Below are 18,601 nucleotides of genomic sequence, written 5' to 3'. Positions count from 1 at the left end.
TTAAAGTAAGAAGTTAGATATCGCCCCTTTTGCCTCCTTAAGTCAATTTAGACTTATTCCATATTTCATTCTGTTATAACAGAATTGCAAACTTTCACGTAAATTTGAGTGTTAATAAACATAAGTATTCCCAAAGGGGTTGCTCTTAGGGAATTTTTTATCCTAAATACTGGAAATTATGAAAGACTTATTAAGACTCAGAACTTCTTTAACTGAAGAAATAGAAAACTTGCTAAACGAGCAGGTGAAAAGAGAAGCAGTGTCTTCTTCTGCTTATCTGGCCATGGCTTCTTGGTGCGACCAAAAAGGTTATGACTACAGCGCTGATCACTTTTACAAGCAGTCTGGCGAAGAGCGCGAGCATATGCTGAAGCTTTTTAAATATATTAATGATGTGGGAGGTAAAGCTATTTCTCCTGACTTGCCTGCTGTTCAGCAAGATTTCGAATCTTTAAAGAGTGTTTTTGAAACTGCCCTTGAGCATGAAATTTCTATCACTCAGTCTATCAATATGATTGTAGACCGTTGTTACAAAGCCAAGGACTTTACTACTGTTAATTTCCTTCAGTGGTTCTTGAATGAGCAGATTGAAGAAGAGTACATTGCAAGAAGAGCGCTTGAACTGTTTGATGTAATTGGTGAAGAAGGTGTAGGTACATTCATGATTGACAAACAAGTCAAAAACCTTAAATATGAAGGGTAATATAAATAATTAATTATAAAAAAAAGCCTGAGGAATTGATCTTCAGGCTTTTTTATTCTTTAGACTTTTGGGCAGAAATTACCCAAGTTTTTTCTCACCTGTTTCTTCTTCAAAAGCTTTCATGGCTTCTGGCAAGCTGAGTTGGTGGTACCACTTGTTTTGAGGTTGAAAACACATGACCGGAGCAAATTTGCAGCGGTCTGTACAGTCTGTTTTTATAACCTCTATCTCGTTTTTTAGCCCATTATCTTTAATATGGCTTTTGAAAAGCTTGCTTATCTCTTTGCCGCCCCTCTTGCCACATTTGCTTCCCGTACATACATATATAATTTGTGAAGGTGTTTTAAATTCTTTGCCCATAGGTTATTTTCTTATATCCCGTTAATTTAATAAAAAAGTTTTTATGGTAATGGTTCGAAGTATAAAAACTCTAAGTATAACGTTAAACTCAATATGTTCAATAGAAAGTTCTTTTGCTTATTCCTGCTTTAAATAAGATTCCTTAAATTAGTAGGCTATTTCCGTTTTATATGCGAATATCTCCAGAAATAATAGATCAGGTCCATCAGCATGTTTCCATAGAGGAGGTTGTGTCTGACTTTATTACCCTTAAGAAAAAGGGGCAATATCTGATGGCTTGCTGCCCTTTTCACAATGAAAAAACACCTTCTTTTACAGTAACCCCTTCCAAGGGTATTTATAAGTGTTTTGGGTGTGGCAAAGCAGGAGATGCTTTTAACTTCCTTATGGATATTGAAGGCATCAATTATCTTGAAGCTGTAAAATGGCTTGCTGGGAAATACGGTATCGAAATTAAAGAGGAGGAGGAAAGCCCTGAAGTTCTAGAGCAGAGAAATGAAAAAGAAAGCCTTTTTATCATTCTTAATTATGCCAAAGATTATTACCATGACCTGTTGCTCAATAACGAGGATGGGAAGGCTATTGGGCTTTCTTATTTTCGGGAAAGGGGGTTTTCTGATCAGACCATCAAAAAATTTGATCTAGGGTATAGCCTGGATATATGGGATGGGCTAACAAAAAGCGCATTAGAAAAATCTTATAGTGTAGAATACCTTGAAAAGGCGGGCTTGTCCTTGAAAAAAGAAAAGCCTGGCGGCACTGGCACACAATATGACCGTTTCCGGGGGCGGGTTATTTTCCCTATTCACAACCTGACCGGTAGGGTCATCGCTTTCGGGGCAAGGATACTTAAACAGGATAAGAAACAACCTAAATACTTAAACTCTCCTGAAACAGAGGTCTACCATAAAAGCCAAGTGTTGTATGGTATTTATCAGGCCAGGCAAGCAATAAGGCAGAAGGAAAATTGTCTTCTAGTGGAAGGGTATACCGATGTGATCAGTCTGCATCAGGCGGGTATTGAGAACGTGGTCAGTTCTTCTGGTACCTCTTTGACGGTAGAGCAGATAAAACTGGTGAAGCGGTTTACCGATAATATTACTGTTTTATATGATGGTGATGCGGCAGGTATAAAAGCATCGCTTAGGGGAACAGATCTTATACTTGAAGAAGGGCTAAATGTGCATATCTGTGTTTTCCCGGATGGTGATGACCCTGATAGTTTCATTAGGAAAGTAGGGGGAGAGGCTTTCGCAAAGTTTATAGAAGAAAACAGTAAGGACTTTATCACATTTAAAACAGAGCTGGCGCTTAAGGATGTCAATGGAGACCCAGTTAAAAAGGCGGTTGTGATCAGGGAAATTGTTGATAGCATTTCTAAAGTTGCCGACTCTATTAAAAGGTCGGTGTTTTTTAGGCAGTGTGCGGTGTTATTAGACATTGATGAAGGGGTACTGATTACTGAATACAATAAAATAGCACTCCAGAAAAGGCTTAAGAAGAAGAAGGACTTTGAGGAGGAGGAAGTGCCTGTAATAATGGGCGATGAGATCCAGAAAGCCCTACAAGAGCCTGCTCAGGACCAGGCAACGCTCTCATACCAGCAGGAAAGAGAAATTATGCGTTTGCTGGTGAGTTATGGAAAAGAGGTAGTAGATGAGCAGTACCCACTTTTGGAGTACATTGTTAGCGAAACCCAAGATATATCTTTTTCGACCCCTGCCTTTGCTAAGCTAATCGAAATTATCCGCAGCAATGCAGAAAAAGGAATCCTGACTGATGAGCAATATTTGTTGCGGCATGCAGATGAGGATGTTCGAAAAACAGTAATTGACCTAGTTACCAATAAATATTCTATCAGTGAAGGCTGGACTAAGTTTGAAGTGTTTATCCCTTCAGACCTGGAGCTGCTTTCCAATATTACTCATAAAATCATTCTTCGACTTAAGAAAAAGGAGATTGAAAAACTGATCAAGGAGAATCAAAAAACCATGTTGGAGTCTGTGAGCGACGAGGATTTGCTTCATGCTCAACAGGTGCATATGCATTTAAAATCACTTTTGAAAGAAATTGTTAAAGAGCTTGGGACTGTAATAGGGTGAGGTAGCTTTTTATAAGTTATCTAGCTTTTATGGAATAAAGAAAAAGTTTTGGGTTTGGTGTTTTTCTTCATCAAAGTCCACCAATGTTTTATTTTGAAAAACCTTTACAGAATAGTTTAGGCTTTTGGCAAAGTTGATGCAGTCAGTCCTGTTCTTATTTTTCCACAGTTCTGTGTAGATGATCGGACGGTCTTTTTTTATTCTTTTTTCCCCTCCTTTAAGTACAAAATACTCGAAGTTCTCCACGTCCAGCTTTATGGCGGAAATAGGTTCTGGATTATTTGCCAATTCAGGAAAAGTATCAAGCTTATAGATAGGGACATCAAAAGTTTCCCCTTCATTGAACTCTGTTATAGACTTGTGCATTACATGGCTTAGCCCTTGCATTTTCACTGAACTTAAAACAGGCATGACCATTTTTACTTTTCCTTCTTCATTGCCAAGTGCATAGTCAAAAATTTTGACGTTGTTTAGCTTATAATAAGCTGTGATTTTTCTCAATGCATGGAGGTTATGATGTACTGGTTCGAAGGCCAAGATTTTGGTATGGGGCAATCTTTTGGCAAGTTTTACAGTCATTATACCTATATTTGCACCTATATCCAGGACAATGCCATGATTGGGTATCATGTTCAGGAAGTACAAAAAATCATTCTCCTTTCTGTCAAACTCCAAAGTCTTGATTTTGATCAGTGAGAAAATGAAAAGGTAATTCTCAAAACCGAGAATTTTCTGTAAAATGTATTTAAAGTAATTTTTCATGTCTTAAAGCTAAAATTAGTGAAGCTTTTGGCATTTTAAAACAATTAAATTTAAAATTTGAAGATAGCGGTTAATACACGATTGTTGCTTAAGGGTAAATTGGACGGTATAGGGTGGTTTGCACTGGAAACCTTGAGGAGGATAACTGCTGCTCACCCCGAGCATCAGTTTTACTTTATTTTCGACAGGAAATATGATAAGGACTTTATTTTTTCAAAAAATGTTACACCAATTGTAGCTTATCCCCAGGCAAGACATCCTTTCTTGTACTACATCTGGTTTGAATTTTCTGTAAAACGGGTGTTGAAGGCAATCGGTGCCGATGTATTTGTCTCACCTGATGGATATTTGTCGTTATCGTCTGCTATTCCCTCTGTAGCTGTTATCCATGATCTTAATTTTGAGTATTATCCCAAGGACTTGCCATTGCTGGACCGTGCGTATTACCGTTATTTTTTTCCGAAATTTGCCGCTCATGCACAGCGGATCGCTACGGTGTCTGAATTTAGCAAGTCTAACCTAGTTGACTTGTACAATGTCCCAGCGGACAAAGTTGATGTCATTTATAATGGTGCTAATACCCGTTATGTACCGGTTTCAGTCCAAGAGCAGGAGTTGACGCGCGCAAAGTATACCGATGGGAATTCTTATTTTTTGTTTATTGGCTCTTTGCATCCTCGAAAAAACCTTGTGAACTTGTTCCAGGCCTTTGACTTGTTTAAAAGTACCACGGATAATTCCTATAAACTTCTTATAGTGGGCAGGAAAATGTGGTGGACAGGCAGTATTAGGGAAGCTTTTGAAAATATGATCCATAGAGAAGATGTGATCTTTGCTGATTATTTGCCATCCGAAGATTTGAGCAAAGTGATCGGTTCTGCACTGGCTTTGACTTATGTTTCTTATTTTGAAGGTTTTGGTATTCCTATTATAGAAGGCATGTATTGCGATGTGCCAGTCATTACTGCCAATGTGACGGCCATGCCTGAAATTGGCGGCGATGCAGTACTGCAGGTAGATCCATTCTCTATCGAATCAATAGCAGAGGGCATGAGAAAAATTGCTCAAGACCCTGTTTTTAGCAAAGCTTTGGTTGAAAAAGGTAGGGAGAGACGCACTCTTTTTACATGGGACAAAACGGCTGCACGCTTTTGGGATTCTATAGAAAAAGTGCTAAATGAAGGGAGGGGTAGGTGAAAATACTACAAATAACGAATAGAATTCCATATCCGCTCGATGATGGAGGGAACATTGCTACCTATAGCGTTACCAAATATTTAAACCGCTTTGGTCATGAGGTGACCATGGCTTCGATGAACACAAAGAAGCATTTTCAGGATCCTGAGGTGATGAGCAGTGTTTGCGATATCCGCGCCATGTATTGGCCAGCTCCTATTACTTTTTTGGGAATGTTTCTGGGACTATTTAAAAAGATGCCCTATAATGTGTGGCGTTTTATGTCCAAAGAATTTTCAGGCCTTCTGGTCAAATTGCTTGCTGAAAAGAAATTTGACATTATTCAATTGGAAGGTAGTTATATGCTCTTGTATGCAGATCTTTTAAAGCAACATACTGCCGCGCCTGTTATCCTCCGCTCTCATAATATTGAATATCAGATTTGGGGAAGGTATGCCGATTCGGAAGGAAACAATCTTCTGAAAAAGTTTTATTTAAAGCACCTCAGCAAGCAGATCAAGCACTTTGAATTGCAATATTTGCACAAAGCTGATGGAATTATAGCCATTACTGATCAAGATGCCGAGTTTTACCGGCAGGCAGGATACAAAAAGGAATTAACGGTAATAAGTGCCGGTGTGGATATGGATTTTGTGGATGTTGTGGGACAAAAAAAGCCTATTCCTGACTCCGTTTGTTTTTTGGGCAGTTTAGAATGGATGCCTAATGCACAAGGGCTTGATTGGTTTATTGAGCATGTTTGGCCGGTTATACGCAGGTTTAAACCGCATGCACAATTGCATATAGCTGGCAAGAACCCGCCTGAGCGGTACAAAAACTTAAAAGGAAATGGTATTTTCTTTCATGGAATGGTACCTGATGCCGCAGATTTTGTCAGTACATATCAAATAGTCATTGTACCTTTGTTTTCTGGGGGAGGTATGCGCCTCAAAATTGTAGAAGCCATGGCCTTAGGGAAATGCATTGTTTCTACCCCTGTAGGTGCTGAGGGTATCGATGCTGCGCATGACAAGCAAATCCTTTTGGCCGATAATGCAAAGGACTTTCAAAAAAACATTTTGTGCTTGATGGAAGAGCCAAGTAGATACAATAGGGTCGCTGATAACGCAGTTTCTCTGGCACGTTCAAAATATGATTGGGAAATACTTGTAAGGCAGTTCGAAAAATTTTATTTTAAGTTTAAATGAAGATTCTTTTTGCCTTATCCAGATTTCCATATCCAACTGATAAAGGGGATAAACTGAGGGCCTATTATCAGTTGAAGTGGCTCGGGCAGAGACATGATCTCTATTTAGTCTGTCTTGCTGGCGAGGAACCCTCTCGTGAAGACTTGGCGCATATAAATTCTTTTTGCAAAAAGGTTGTTGTAGTCCGTAAAGGGTTGTTTAGAAGAGTATGGGATCTGGTTTGCGGTTTTTTTAGCCTAATGCCTTTTCAGGTACACTATTTCGCTTCTCCTGAAATGAAAAGAACAATCTCAACACTTGTAAATGAGGAAAAGATCGATATTTGTTACGTGCAATTGGTCAGGTTGCTGAAAAATATTCCTGAAAATCTGCCAGTAAAGTATTATCTTGATTATATGGATGCTTTGTCTGAGGGCATGAGGAAAAGGTATCTGGCTTCCTCCTGGTACGAAAAGCTACCTGTATGGATAGAATACCGAAGGCTGAAAAAGTGTGAGGCGTCAGTATTAGATGATTTTGATCGGTTTAGCATTATTTCGGAGCCTGATGCTCAAGTGATAGCTGTCAAAAAAGCATTAGACGTGATACCAAACGGGGTCAATGAAGCCTTCTTTACTGACAGGAAGGAATCAAAAGATTTCCATTTGATATTTACGGGCAATATGAGCTATCATCCTAATGTGCTTGCTTGTAAATTTTTGGTTAAAGAAGTGCTGCCTTTATTGGCAAAGGGCGAGGTATATGTGAAGGTTTGTCTGGCAGGTACCAACCCATCCCCAGAAGTCAAAGCTTTACAAAGTGAGCAGGTGATAGTTACGGGGTATGTAGAGGATATGGTAGGTTATCTTTGCCGAAGTATGATATTTGTAGCACCTTTGTTTACAGGTTCTGGGCTTCAAAACAAACTGCTGGAGTCAATGGCTGTTGGCTTGCCTGTCGTTACCACTCCTTTGGCAAACAGTGCACTGCAAGCCAATCCCGGACAACAAGTCGTTATTGCTAAAGATGCTCAAGGCTTTGCAGATAGCATTATAGAACTTCTGCACAACGAAGAGGAAAGGGAAAAAATAGGCCTTCAAGGTAAAGCTTTTATACAAAAGCAATATAATTGGGACGATTGTAACAGAAAACTTGAAAATGCATTTTACAATCTACTGAAACAGTAATATTAGAATATTAGAATATAAAGATCTATCAAATGCTTGATACTATAGAAGAAGCCATAGAAGATATAAAGAAAGGTAAGGTCATTATAGTTGTAGATGACGAAGACCGTGAAAACGAAGGGGATTTTATATGTGCTGCCGAAACGGTGACTCCTGAGATTGTAAACTTTATGGCTACCCATGGAAGGGGACTTATTTGTGCGCCTTTAATTGACGACAGGTGCGAGGAACTTGGCCTGGAGTTGATGGTGGGGCGTAACACGGCCTTGCATGCTACTCCATTTACCGTATCGGTAGACTTGCTTGGACATGGATGTACTACAGGAATTTCCGCTTCAGATAGGGCAGCTACCATTAGGGCTTTGGTAGACCCAGAGACCAAACCTGAGGAGTTAGGCCGCCCAGGTCATATTTTCCCTTTGAGAGCGCTTAAAGGTGGAGTACTTAGGAGAGCTGGACATACCGAAGCCTCTATTGACTTTGCAAGGCTTGCAGGATTTAAGCCTGCCGGTGTGCTGGTCGAGATTATGAATGAAGATGGTACAATGGCCAGACTGCCAGACTTAAAGAAAGTAGCTAAGAAGTTTGACCTGAAAATTGTTTCTATTAAAGACCTGATCGAATACAGGTTGCGCAACGAAAGCCTTATAAAAAGCGAGATTGGGGTGAAGATGCCTACCGATTGGGGTAACTTTGACCTAGTGGCTTACAGGCAGATTAATACGGACGACATACATTTAGCCTTGGTTAAAGGCAGTTGGGACAAGAACGAACCTGTGCTTGTGCGGGTACACTCTTCTTGTATTACTGGTGATATCTTCGGCTCTTGCCGTTGTGACTGTGGCCCTCAGTTGCACAAAGCCATGGAAATGGTAGAAAAAGCTGGTAAAGGCTTGGTTCTTTATATGAACCAAGAGGGTAGGGGCATTGGCCTGATCAATAAGTTAAAAGCGTATAAGCTGCAGGAACAAGGAAGGGATACGGTAGAAGCTAACGTGGACCTAGGGTTTAAAATGGATGAAAGGGACTATGGTGTCGGTGCGCAAATTATCCGGGACTTAGGAGTAACTAAAATCAAGCTCATAACCAATAACCCTGTCAAACGTGCAGGACTGGTAGGCTATGGGCTGGAAATTGTGGATACTGTTGCCTTGGAAATACCTCCTAATGAGTATAACGAAAAGTACCTTACCACTAAAAGGGATAAAATGGGGCATCATATTTTGAAAAATATTTTGCCAAAGAAATCTTAAGTTTTTGATAAGTTAATGATATTCCTGATAAAGTTATATATCAGGAATATCATTTTATCCGTTGTTGTTAGAGAGGATGGGTAGATGCAAATTTTGTCAGCTTCATGTTGCCGAAAATGTTTTTCTGCATATACTATACAAAGTTCCTCGAAAATTGTTATTTTACCGTATGAAAAAAGCGATTTTGGCAATTAGCATTTTTTTATTGATGCTATTTGTTATACCTAATTCTTACGCTCAAGATGCCCATAGTTTTGGTGTTAAAGGTGGAGCAACCGTAACTACTTTGTCAAATATGGGGAAATCTAGTATTAAACCCGGTCTACAAGTAGGCGGTTTTGCTAAACTAGGGGGGGGCGAATCAATATTTTTTAAGGCAGAACTTCTTGCCACTCAGAAAGGTGCTTGGACTTTGGGTAGAAGCGAGGTGAACAACTTTAATTTAAACTATCTCGACTTGGCTTTAATGTTTGGGATAGAGCTATATAAAGGGCTATCCATGAACGTTGGTATGCAACCAAGTATGCTTGTGAGAGGTACCCATCGGTCTTCTGGGGCTGAAAATGGAGATACAAGATCTATCGGGAGCGAAATAGCAAGGTTTGATTACTCATTGTTGATTGGCGCCGAATATTTTGTTAACCCTGATTGGTTCATTGGGGCAAGGTATAGTCATGGCTTTGTGCCTCTCCAGAATCGTCGAGGAGAGTTTACTATCAATAATAACAATCAATTGTTGTCTAACAGGGTAGTTCAGTTTTATGTGGGCTATGTTTTAAAGTAAATATTACTTTTTTTAAGCCTTGATGATTAAGTCCAGCTTAAGAGTAAGTATTTTGGCTAACCCTGCTTGTATGTGCCTTAGTTAAAGTTAATATCAAGTCCTTTTATCCTCTTACCCTTGTGAATTTTATTAGCCATATCTATAAGAAAGCCGTTAGTAAAGCTTTCTTCATTTCTGGCTAAACTCTTTGGACAGGTCAAATTATATGGGTTTGCTTTAGGAAGTTGTGGGAATAAGAATAGCAGAGACTAGTAGGTGTGGTTGATGAGGAAATATTCAGCTGGTGAATATTTTTACCATTCTTTATTTATACCGCTTGCCGAGCCTGTTAAGTTTGCTTGGGTGCGTAAAAGTGTGCTGGTCAGAAACAGAATTGCAGTATGGACTGACTTGGCATAAAGGGAGCAGCAGCAATAGGGGAGAAGCTATCCATGGTTGAAAATGCTCCATCACGGATGAACCTCTTTTGCTATTCAGAATCAGGTTACAAACTAGCCGTAGTTAATTTACAGCCTCTTCTAATTCGTTATCTTTCCAATTACCTTTTAGTATAACTTTGTTGTCTCTGTCATATAGTATCCCGAAACCACTTCTTTGATCATTTTTCCATCCCCCTTCATATCGGTTCCCATTGGCCCAGTGGTAGGTACCTTGTCCATCCCTTTTGTCATTCACAAAACTTCCTTCATAAACATCCCCTTCTTTCCACTTGTATGTGCCTTTCCCATGTTTCTTGTTGTTTCTCCACTCTCCGTCATAAATGCTGCCAGTAGTATAAATACCGATGCCCTGGCCGTTTGATTTGCCATTGAGTACCTCGCCAAAGTAGCTGATCTTAACCCCTTTGTTATTATAAAAAGTAATTCTGTCAATTTCAGGCGTATTGCTCAGTTCTTTTTCTTTTTCGGAAATCTTTTCATTTAGATGTTTTATTGTATCGGTTAATATAGCTAGCAAGGAGTCATTTCGGTTTTTGTATTGTAGCTCAAGAGAAGTAAGCTGCATGCCATACATGTTTTGGTTCACCTTTGCTTTTCGCTCAGCGTTTTTGGCTTTATTTTTTAGTGAATTTTGAAATTCGTTCATTTTCCTCAAAAGGCTTTCCCTATTCTCTATTAGATAGTTTTCTTGTTCACTATGTGGCATTTTTTTATAAATGGTAATAGCCGAATCATATTGGCCATGAATGAAAAAATCATCCGCCTTAGATTTTTTTAACAGCGAATCTAGGGTGAACTTCAATTGTGAAATGGTTTGTTCACTGTGATTTTTGCTCCTTTCAGCCTCTTGAAATGCTGAGAAATATTTAAAAGCGAGTGCTGAAGATATGCCGCACAACAAAACCATCACAGGAATAGATATATTTATAATTTTCTTTTTAGAACTATCCATTTTACTATTTTGATAAAAAGTGCTGTTGTTAATTTTTTTTAGTTTTAGTCGAGCAACTTTATAGAAGGAACCCTTTTGTGATTTTTTCTAAAGTCAAGCGATACATAGGCGTTGATACGCATGACCCATCTTTGTCTATACAACGTCGGGTCGCCCATCCTTTGGCCAGTGGTATACATAATGCCTGCGGAGTATGTTACTCTTGGGCTACTGATATATGCCAACGAAGGATAGATCCTTAAGTCCTCAATGTGGCTTCCTACAACATTTCTACCCGTTTGTAAAATGACTTCTACATCTGGGTTAAAGTAAATGGTGCCAGGAACGAGTTGCTTGTTGTTAAGCGGTATTTTCATAAAAAACTTATAACGCCAACGGTTTCGGAATATCCAACCATCATCAATTCGGTTAGACCTGCTCCACCTGTGTTCTATCCTGATCCGGTGGTAAATTTGAAAGCGCGAGTAAGGTATAATCCACATATACTCATGCCAAATCCTTGGTTCGTGTATTACTTCTTCAAACTCATCGTTGCCAGGATCTGGTGTAAAGTCCAATCTAAGTACACCTCCTAAGGACATGTAAAAGTTTGGCGTAACCAAGTAATCTATCGCATGTCTGTTATATATCTGAGACATTCTGCCTACAAAAGGCATGTCATCATGGTTACCCCTTCTGTAGTGCATTTCAGCACGCCAAAACATCTTTTCTGTAAGACGGAATGTGTTATATGATCCCATCCACAAATTGTTTTGCCAAGTATCCATGGTTCTTGATCTTTCTTCCTGTGCCTGCAGTTGGGATGGGATACTTAGGGTCTGCTTAGAAATAAAAAATAGCGGCATTAAGAGGATTTTAGAACTATTTTTATGAATTTGAGGGAGTCCAAGTGCAAAGAAATATGCAGAAGACCCCTAAAAGGCGTGCACCACGCTGCGAATATTCAAGTCCCAGCCAGTTGTCAATTATTGGTTTCGAGACACCGTTTCATAATCAGCTTGACCCCAACAACCGGTGGGTTTTGCTCAGCAACAAAATTCCATGGGATGAACTTGTCAATCTCTACAACAAACGCAATCCTCCAAAAAAGACAGGGAGACCGGCGCTTAACCCTCGTGTGCTGATTGGAGTGGTGATCATCAAGCATATCCTCAACCTGGATGATCGTGAGACAGTTGCCCAGATTACCGAAAACATGTATCTGCAATACTTTCTGGGGTACAGTTCTTATATCAAGGAGCCTCCATTTGATCCATCTTTGTTTGTAGATATCAGAAAACGGTTGGGGCAGGAACTTATCAATGCGATGAATGAAAGGATCCATGAGTTTTACATGGAAAAAGCCCCAAAAAAAGTTGACAAAACTACGAAAGGAAAAAATGACCCTCCTTCCTTTGCCAGTGGGCAAGAGTCTAACAAAGGAGAGGCAATCTTTGACGCAACTGCCTGTCCTCAAGATATCATTTACCCAACCGATTTGGGGCTGCTGAACAAAGCAAGGGAAATCACCCAACAGATCATAGATGAGCTTCATTGTAAAAATACCCAGGGGAAGAAACCAAGGACTTACAGAAAAATAGCTCGTAAAACCTATCTGAAGGTGGCCCAGAACAAGAATCCATCAAGAAAAGTAATTCGCAAAGGGATAAAAGCCCAGCTCCAATACCTTAGAAGAAACTTCAAGACCATTGAAAAGCAGCTGGACAGCTTTGAGGTTTTTCCTTTGTGTCATCGTACACAGCGGTCATACTGGGTCATTCAGACACTTTATGAACAACAGCTTGGCATGTTTAAGAACCGGGGCCACCATGTAGCAGATCGGATTGTTAGTATCCATCAGCCTCATGTGCGACCTATTGTACGGGGAAAGTCACGAGCCAAAACTGAATTTGGAGCCAAGATCCACCTTAGCATGGTGGATGGTTTTTCCTTTCTGGACACTGTGTCCTGGGAGGCTTTTAACGAGGGCAGTCATCTTGTTGATTACGTTGAAAAATATCGGAAACGGTTTGGTTTTTATCCTGCCAAAGTACTGGCAGACAAAATTTACTGCACCCGTGAAAACCGGAAGTGGTTGAAGGGAAAAGGAATAAAACTGGCAGCCAAACCTTTGGGCAGGCCATCCGCAAAGGCAGTGGAAAACCACGTAAGTCCAGGAGAGAGGAATCCGGTTGAAGGAAAGTTTGGACAAGCAAAAAACAGCTATGGGATGAACCGTATCCGTGCCAGACTTAAGAATACCAGCCAAACGTGGATCGCCTCAATAATCCTGGTGCTCAACCTGGTCAAATTGACCAGGCAGGCACTCTATTTTCTGAGTTTTTCAGCATGGCATAAGTCAATTTTTAACATAATTCGGGGTCTGAAAGACGTATTTGAAAGGATGACAATAAAAAACCGGCCTGGCGAGCGCTCAGGGCCGGTTTTTTACATATGTTAAATTTGAGTTTTTCAGCAGACCCTACTTAATGCGCCAACCAGTATAAGCAATAAAAAAAATCTATTCAACATAGTCATTTAAAATTCAAGATTTAGGCCCAGGATTTCTGCAGCTCTTGATGCGTCTTTCGTTCTTTTTATTTTTCTTTCTTCTCTTCTCGTATTTCTTTTCAAAATATCGATCATGCCTTCAAATATTATGTTGAAGTTGTTACTATATGGTTTGACATTATCGCATTCCATATCTTTCAAATTAGCAAAGATGCCAGGGAGAATTACCTTGGTAAATGAATTGTAGATGGGTTGCTTCACCTTTTCCTCCATGTCTCTCATTATATATGGGTTAAAGACCTGTCTGGTATAGGCGTCTCTTACCATGTACTTGTTTTCAGGAACAGCCTCTAGGGTTTTTACCAAGTTCTCAAGCTTGTTCAGGCAGTCCAATGTAGGTTCTACCTGTTGAATTTTTTCTTGAGTTTTATCTAAAGAAGAATAGTCCTTGAGAACCCTTTGGGCAAAATTGTTTAGTTCATGGCTAACATTAAACCCTGCTAGCTGATCATGTTCCTCAGTAATTAATGAGTCGGTTAAGTGTTTTACCTGTTCATATTTGCTAAATAGCGCAGCTTCTATTTCTGAAAGCTTTTTTTCTTGTTTTATTTCCTGTATGTAAGGGTTTATGCTATCGGAAAGACTGTTTATCTCTTTGATAATGTCCTCTGAAAGTGTTTTTAGTTGCTCTAGCGGTGCAGAGTCATTGTTAGTGTTGATATTGTTAAATTGGTAATTCCCCTGTAAGGTATCTTCATTGAAGATATAAGTTACCTGCACTTGCTCTTGTCTGCTTGTTTTGTTTTTGATAAAGAGGTCTCTGTTAAGGTATTCTAATGTGCCATCGTTATAATGTTGGGTCACCTCTTTGTTCCGCTCTAGGAAAAGTTCATCAATTGAATTTAATACAGCTAAATAAAAAGATACTTTTTCATTCGACAGGCTTGCAAGGTTTATTTGTGGATTTTCTGTAACAGAAACCATTAAGCTGTCTGCGGCAGATGTGTTTTCTTTTACCGTGTCTAATAAAGCCGCTTCTGATTCTGAGTAAGGGAATTTTGCAATTTTAGTTTTAATGCGTGGTGATATTTGCGCGCGTGCTATAGGCTTAAATATGGAGTCAATTACCTTGGCCCGTTCCATCACATCAAAAAATAACTCTCTGATATGTTCTTTCTCTGTATATTTTTCATATAAAGGAGCGTCTTTTACTGATGCTTTAAGGTCAATAATTTTTAAATAGTGTAGGTCTAAAGGAACTTCTTCCAAGATCATATCATCGCTTGGAGGCTGGGTAATGTCCAATACTTCACGTTCACCATTTTCGTAAAGTACTTTTCTTACAAGTCGGTTGTTTTCAAACTCCCACTCTTTCAGCATGACTTTCTCTCCTTCGTCATCAAAGATATAAAAAGACCAGTTGTTAGATGTAAACTGCTGGTTGTCTACAGACCCTTCCAGGTGCTCATTGTGATGAGATAAATGAAAGTCTCCAGCAATTCTATTGTTTTTGTAAGGGAAGTGTGCAGAAAATAAGGTGTCCTGTATTTTAGAGTCTTTTATTTCCCACTCATAAATTTCCCATGGCGAGTTTTTTGCACCTTTGTCAAGTTCGCCTTTTGCAATAAACTCGCTTCCGTTGATTTTAAAAGAATAGTTATAGTCTTTAAATACGCCTTTCCCGGAAGGGGTAAAATATCCTTTCCTGAGAGTCCATGGTCCATCAGCCTTATGTTGGTGAAACTTTCCTTCAATGGCTGAAAAATAGAAGTCGTGTTTTTCTGAACTTTCTTCTATTTGTTTAGTTAAAGAAAAAGGGCCGTGGTACAGCGTGTCGCCATTTTCGGTATAGAACTCGAAATCGGCCTCATAAGTGTTGTCGTTTAACTTGAAAAGTCCGTCGTATGTTTCGGTTTTCTGGCTGAATGCCAACTGGCAGCCTAATGTGAAAAAGGTTAAAAAATAAATTTTTATGCCTAGGTTCATAGTCTATCAATTTTACAAACGATAAAGTTAGTTATTCTCTCCAGCCTAATCAACAGGGTGTAAACAAAATTATCAACAGAAAAATGCCTTTTGTTAGACAGACTCTGTGAATTATAAGGTGTTTGTGTTTTTTATGCTGATAATTGTCGATGGATACAATAATGTTCTTTAAGATCTAATACTTAACCGGCTGGTGAATATATGGCTGTTATCGTTTTTGTTTAGCGTTGTACTACTGATAATTTGCTCAAATTTACTGAAAATTAATTTATCCTAAATGCTTGTCGTGAATAAAAAACTATTCTTAACATATAGTTAATACGAAATCAAAGGTAGGTATTGTATTTTTGAGATGCTTTATTTAGTCGGGGAATGTACAATAGAAGCATCTATGGACGTTAAAATAGCTTAAAGTCAATTGCTTGTAGGTGTTTGTATCTTTAAATCATCATGTCGTGTACGTTGTACCAAAGTGCGCGATTTTGTTGTATGCCCAATGAAGCCTTTGTTGTTATGGTGATGCTGGTTACTTTTTTATAAATTTAATTGATTACTTTTTTGAATGAGGAGTTAATATAGTAGATTCACCTGAGTTTTTTTGCTCGCTTATTATTAATAAATTAAAGCTAATTATGTCCGCAAAACCACTTATTCTGGTCACAAACGATGACGGTATCACTTCTAAAGGAATCCGTACACTTATAGATATAGCCAAGCAGCATGGAGAAGTGCTAGTAGTGGCTCCAGATAGCCCGCAGTCAGGAATGGGGCATGCTATTACCATAGGAGAGACCCTTCGCCTAGATCCAGAAGATATTTTTGAAGGGATAAAAGCCTGGAAATGTTCTGGAACTCCTGTAGACTGTGTGAAAATGGCCAACCATATTGTTTTGAAAGAAAGAACGCCGGATTTGGTTTTAAGTGGTATCAATCATGGAGCAAACTCTTCTATAAGTGTCATTTACTCTGGCACCATGTCGGCAGCCATAGAAGCAGCCGTAGAAGGTATTCCGGCAGTAGGGTTTTCCTTATGTGACTATTCTTTGTCGGCAGAGTTTGACCATTGCCGGGAGCATATTCACAAAATCATAGCCCAAGTATTAAAGACAAAAATACCTAGAGGGGTGGCACTTAATGTGAATATACCTAAAAAAGGAAAGAAAATTAAAGGGATCAGGGTGTGCAGACAGGCCAATGCCAAGTGGCAAGAAGATTTTGATGAAAGGAAAGACCCGCATGGAAGAACATATTACTGGATGACCGGGAGTTTCAGCAGCTTCGATAAAGGAGAAGATACAGATGAGCATGCTTTGGCGGAAAACTATATCTCTGTAGTGCCATGTGCTTTTGATTTGACTGCCCACCATGCGGTGACTATTCTGAACGAGGAATGGGATGTCTAGCAGCACCCGATAACAAAATCTAAATCTCATAGTTAAGAATCTATCAAAAGGTTTTTAATATATATAGGATTTGTTTTAGGGGTTCCTGTTGGGTTTATTATGCTGTATTCTGTATTGTTATTTCTGCTTGGAGTAATTCCGGTAAATCGGGATTTTGAACCCTTGGAATCTGGCGACGTCCTCGTTTATGTTGCTTCTAGAGGTAGCCATACTTATTTTGTAGTGCCGGTAAAAACTGATATGATAAATTGGACAGAGCCTTTTCCTACAGAGGAGTTTGCTGCTGTCGATACTACTTTTCAATATATCTCATTTGGTTGGGGAGAAAGAAGGTATTATACACAAGCAGCAGACTGGAGTGAGCTAAACCTAAGGCTAGCGCTACCTGCTGCGCTTTTGCCAACGGCTAGTGCTATGCATGTAGAATACTATCCTGACATTAGTAGTCAAAGGCTCAACCTTATCCCGCTTTATCTCCACTACGATGACTACAAAACTTTGACGGAATATATCTATAGGTCTTTTCAACAAGATGAACATGGAGAGGTCATGATCATACCTGATGCCGCCAGGGAGTATAATGACAATTTTTATGAAGCGACTGATTATTACCATATGTTCAGGACTAGCAACAACTGGACTAGCAATGGTTTGAAAAAGCTCAATGTTCGGACACCTGTATGGTCGCCGCTGGACGAGCCTGTAATGAGGGAATTGCGAAATGCTTATGATTGATGTCATTTTGGAATGCATGAAACAAGCTTTATCTTGCTCCCTGTTATATCGGTAAATGTTATGAAAATGGCCATATTGTCTAGTGCAATGTTCTGGGGCATACTGCTTATTTTGGCTGGTGTCTCTATTATCCTGAAACTTGTATTTGGGATAAACTTCCCCTTCTTTAGGGTACTTTTTTCTTTGTTCCTTATTTATATGGGCGTTAGAATGTTGCTAGGGACATCATTTAAAAGCACTGATCAGAAAGAAAGGGTCGTGTTTAGCAAAACAAATGTCCAATACGATAGGAGTAACCCTGAAGTAAATGTGGTCTTTGGAAGTGGTGAAATTGACTATACCCAAGTGGAAGTTGAAAAGGGAATGCCTAAAGGAAAGGTTAATGTCATTTTTGGAAATGGAAACTTGTATATCAATGAAAACATTCCCATGCGTATCCAAGTAACCACTGTCTTTGGCGGCAGCCGCTTTCCCGACGAAACGGTCATCGCTTTTGGGGAATATGTGTATCGGACGAAGGCTTTTGAAGAAGGAAAACCTTATTTGAAAGTAAAAGCAGATGTGGTTTTTGGAGGGTGTAATATCATTTCTGAAAAGTAAGAATACAGAAGCGGGGTTTAATTTTCTTCTTTGCCTCAGGAGAATTTTTTGCCTAAAAATGAGATTAAGGTTGTGTTATTTTTTCGGGAATTTTCATAGCTTTAAAAAGCTATGGCTTTTATCAAGAAATATGTGTTTTTGGCAATTACTGCATACTTTATGTGCGGTTGTGGGCTGATATCGTACTATATAACTTTTTCTTCTTATAAAACATGGTATTTCACCAGTGACTTTGACAAAAAAGCAGATCCTGCTGATTGTGATGCTTTGGCGGATTCGTCTCATATTTCAGGCTTAAGGCCTTTTGAGCTGGGTTGAAGAAAGTTTTTCTGGTAGTATCAGATTTAATGACGAAGACTGGCATTAATCTGTGCCGCAATTTGTTGAAATCAGCGGTGAAGTTTTCAGGCTGGAAATCCTAAACAACTCACATTAATGGATTGAAAAACCGCCAAAGTTTATCCTCAATATTGGCAGGATA

At 39.3% G+C, this 18,601-nt stretch carries 18 protein-coding genes; 13 read left to right on the top strand and 5 right to left on the bottom strand.

Annotation, left to right across the window (positions count from 1 at the left end; all coding sequences use genetic code 11):
- Nucleotides 1-178 precede the first annotated feature (178 nt).
- Nucleotides 179-703 carry a ferritin gene (locus RCC89_18330; protein WMJ75105.1) on the top strand — a complete coding sequence of 175 codons (525 nt, stop codon included), beginning with the start codon at nt 179-181 and terminating at the stop codon, nt 701-703.
- A 78-nt stretch (nt 704-781) separates the two neighbouring features.
- On the opposite strand, the gene RCC89_18325 is transcribed toward RCC89_18330, so the two are convergent.
- Nucleotides 782-1,063: a (2Fe-2S) ferredoxin domain-containing protein gene (locus RCC89_18325; protein ID WMJ75104.1), complete on the bottom strand. Its 282-nt coding sequence runs from the start codon at nt 1,061-1,063 to the stop codon at nt 782-784.
- A 170-nt stretch (nt 1,064-1,233) separates the two neighbouring features.
- On the opposite strand from RCC89_18325, the gene dnaG reads away from it, so the two are divergent.
- Nucleotides 1,234-3,165, top strand: a complete 1,932-nt coding sequence (dnaG, locus tag RCC89_18320) for a DNA primase (protein WMJ75103.1) — start codon at nt 1,234-1,236, stop codon at nt 3,163-3,165.
- 27 nt (nt 3,166-3,192) lie between these two features.
- Here the strand turns inward: dnaG and RCC89_18315 are convergent, their stop codons facing one another.
- Nucleotides 3,193-3,927 (bottom strand): FkbM family methyltransferase, encoded by a 735-nt coding sequence (locus RCC89_18315; GenBank protein ID WMJ75102.1) that lies wholly within the window; start codon nt 3,925-3,927, stop codon nt 3,193-3,195.
- 57 nt (nt 3,928-3,984) lie between these two features.
- On the opposite strand from RCC89_18315, the gene RCC89_18310 reads away from it, so the two are divergent.
- The 6 genes from RCC89_18310 (at nt 3,985) to RCC89_18285 (ending at nt 9,913) form a co-directional block, all read left to right on the top strand.
- Complete coding sequence (locus RCC89_18310) at nt 3,985-5,124, top strand: glycosyltransferase family 1 protein (GenBank protein WMJ75101.1); 1,140 nt, start codon at nt 3,985-3,987, stop codon at nt 5,122-5,124.
- Nucleotides 5,121-6,311 carry a glycosyltransferase family 4 protein gene (locus RCC89_18305; protein ID WMJ75100.1) on the top strand — a complete coding sequence of 397 codons (1,191 nt, stop codon included), beginning with the start codon at nt 5,121-5,123 and terminating at the stop codon, nt 6,309-6,311. Before RCC89_18310 ends, RCC89_18305 begins: the two co-directional genes overlap by 4 nt.
- Complete coding sequence (locus tag RCC89_18300; GenBank protein ID WMJ75099.1) at nt 6,308-7,477, top strand: glycosyltransferase; 1,170 nt, start codon at nt 6,308-6,310, stop codon at nt 7,475-7,477. The genes RCC89_18305 and RCC89_18300 overlap by 4 nt, the downstream gene beginning before the upstream one ends.
- A 32-nt stretch (nt 7,478-7,509) precedes the next feature.
- Nucleotides 7,510-8,730 (top strand): bifunctional 3,4-dihydroxy-2-butanone-4-phosphate synthase/GTP cyclohydrolase II, encoded by a 1,221-nt coding sequence (locus RCC89_18295; protein ID WMJ75098.1) that lies wholly within the window; start codon nt 7,510-7,512, stop codon nt 8,728-8,730.
- Between the two features lie 169 nt (nt 8,731-8,899).
- Entirely contained in the window at nt 8,900-9,514 is a 615-nt protein-coding gene (locus tag RCC89_18290) for a porin family protein (GenBank protein WMJ75097.1), read from the top strand.
- Nucleotides 9,515-9,778: 264 nt separating this feature from the next.
- Complete coding sequence (locus RCC89_18285; GenBank protein ID WMJ75096.1) at nt 9,779-9,913, top strand: hypothetical protein; 135 nt, start codon at nt 9,779-9,781, stop codon at nt 9,911-9,913.
- A gap of 102 nt (nt 9,914-10,015) precedes the next feature.
- Here the strand turns inward: RCC89_18285 and RCC89_18280 are convergent, their stop codons facing one another.
- Nucleotides 10,016-10,906, bottom strand: a complete 891-nt coding sequence (locus tag RCC89_18280) for a hypothetical protein (protein ID WMJ75095.1) — start codon at nt 10,904-10,906, stop codon at nt 10,016-10,018.
- 44 nt (nt 10,907-10,950) lie between these two features.
- Nucleotides 10,951-11,646 (bottom strand): DUF2490 domain-containing protein, encoded by a 696-nt coding sequence (locus RCC89_18275; GenBank protein WMJ75094.1) that lies wholly within the window; start codon nt 11,644-11,646, stop codon nt 10,951-10,953.
- A 161-nt stretch (nt 11,647-11,807) separates the two neighbouring features.
- On the opposite strand from RCC89_18275, the gene RCC89_18270 reads away from it, so the two are divergent.
- Nucleotides 11,808-13,346 (top strand): IS5 family transposase, encoded by a 1,539-nt coding sequence (locus RCC89_18270; protein WMJ75093.1) that lies wholly within the window; start codon nt 11,808-11,810, stop codon nt 13,344-13,346.
- 77 nt (nt 13,347-13,423) lie between these two features.
- Here the strand turns inward: RCC89_18270 and RCC89_18265 are convergent, their stop codons facing one another.
- A complete protein-coding gene (locus tag RCC89_18265; GenBank protein ID WMJ75092.1) occupies nt 13,424-15,382 on the bottom strand; it encodes a hypothetical protein in 1,959 nt (652 codons plus the stop codon).
- Nucleotides 15,383-16,014: 632 nt separating this feature from the next.
- Between RCC89_18265 and surE the strand changes: the two genes are divergently transcribed.
- From surE to RCC89_18245, 4 genes are all read left to right on the top strand, one after another.
- Nucleotides 16,015-16,785: a 5'/3'-nucleotidase SurE gene (gene surE / locus RCC89_18260; GenBank protein WMJ75091.1), complete on the top strand. Its 771-nt coding sequence runs from the start codon at nt 16,015-16,017 to the stop codon at nt 16,783-16,785.
- A 99-nt stretch (nt 16,786-16,884) separates the two neighbouring features.
- On the top strand, nt 16,885-17,520 hold the full coding sequence (locus RCC89_18255) for a TIGR02117 family protein (GenBank protein WMJ75090.1): 636 nt from the start codon (nt 16,885-16,887) through the stop codon (nt 17,518-17,520).
- Nucleotides 17,521-17,586: 66 nt separating this feature from the next.
- The gene (locus tag RCC89_18250; GenBank protein ID WMJ75089.1) at nt 17,587-18,120 is read left to right on the top strand and encodes a LiaF-related protein; all 534 of its coding nucleotides are present in this window, start codon (nt 17,587-17,589) and stop codon (nt 18,118-18,120) included.
- A 111-nt stretch (nt 18,121-18,231) separates the two neighbouring features.
- The gene (locus tag RCC89_18245) at nt 18,232-18,438 is read left to right on the top strand and encodes a hypothetical protein (GenBank protein ID WMJ75088.1); all 207 of its coding nucleotides are present in this window, start codon (nt 18,232-18,234) and stop codon (nt 18,436-18,438) included.
- Nucleotides 18,439-18,601 lie beyond the last annotated feature (163 nt).

The sequence above is a fragment of the Cytophagaceae bacterium ABcell3 genome (assembly GCA_030913385.1).
GTDB lineage: Bacteria > Bacteroidota > Bacteroidia > Cytophagales > Cytophagaceae > ABcell3.
This window is presented reverse-complemented; position numbering and strand designations above follow the sequence as displayed.

Coding starts and splice junctions, on each gene's coding strand:
- RCC89_18330 (WMJ75105.1), top strand. CDS start 179: ATGAAAGACTTATTAAGACTCAGAACTTCTTTAACTGAAGAAATAGAA.
- RCC89_18280 (WMJ75095.1), bottom strand. CDS start 10,906: ATGGATAGTTCTAAAAAGAAAATTATAAATATATCTATTCCTGTGATG.
- RCC89_18315 (WMJ75102.1), bottom strand. CDS start 3,927: ATGAAAAATTACTTTAAATACATTTTACAGAAAATTCTCGGTTTTGAG.
- RCC89_18275 (WMJ75094.1), bottom strand. CDS start 11,646: ATGGGATCATATAACACATTCCGTCTTACAGAAAAGATGTTTTGGCGT.
- RCC89_18325 (WMJ75104.1), bottom strand. CDS start 1,063: ATGGGCAAAGAATTTAAAACACCTTCACAAATTATATATGTATGTACG.
- RCC89_18285 (WMJ75096.1), top strand. CDS start 9,779: ATGAGGAAATATTCAGCTGGTGAATATTTTTACCATTCTTTATTTATA.
- RCC89_18270 (WMJ75093.1), top strand. CDS start 11,808: ATGCAGAAGACCCCTAAAAGGCGTGCACCACGCTGCGAATATTCAAGT.
- RCC89_18295 (WMJ75098.1), top strand. CDS start 7,510: ATGCTTGATACTATAGAAGAAGCCATAGAAGATATAAAGAAAGGTAAG.
- RCC89_18255 (WMJ75090.1), top strand. CDS start 16,885: ATGCTGTATTCTGTATTGTTATTTCTGCTTGGAGTAATTCCGGTAAAT.
- RCC89_18265 (WMJ75092.1), bottom strand. CDS start 15,382: ATGAACCTAGGCATAAAAATTTATTTTTTAACCTTTTTCACATTAGGC.
- RCC89_18290 (WMJ75097.1), top strand. CDS start 8,900: ATGAAAAAAGCGATTTTGGCAATTAGCATTTTTTTATTGATGCTATTT.
- dnaG (WMJ75103.1), top strand. CDS start 1,234: ATGCGAATATCTCCAGAAATAATAGATCAGGTCCATCAGCATGTTTCC.
- RCC89_18245 (WMJ75088.1), top strand. CDS start 18,232: ATGGCTTTTATCAAGAAATATGTGTTTTTGGCAATTACTGCATACTTT.
- RCC89_18300 (WMJ75099.1), top strand. CDS start 6,308: ATGAAGATTCTTTTTGCCTTATCCAGATTTCCATATCCAACTGATAAA.
- surE (WMJ75091.1), top strand. CDS start 16,015: ATGTCCGCAAAACCACTTATTCTGGTCACAAACGATGACGGTATCACT.
- RCC89_18250 (WMJ75089.1), top strand. CDS start 17,587: ATGGCCATATTGTCTAGTGCAATGTTCTGGGGCATACTGCTTATTTTG.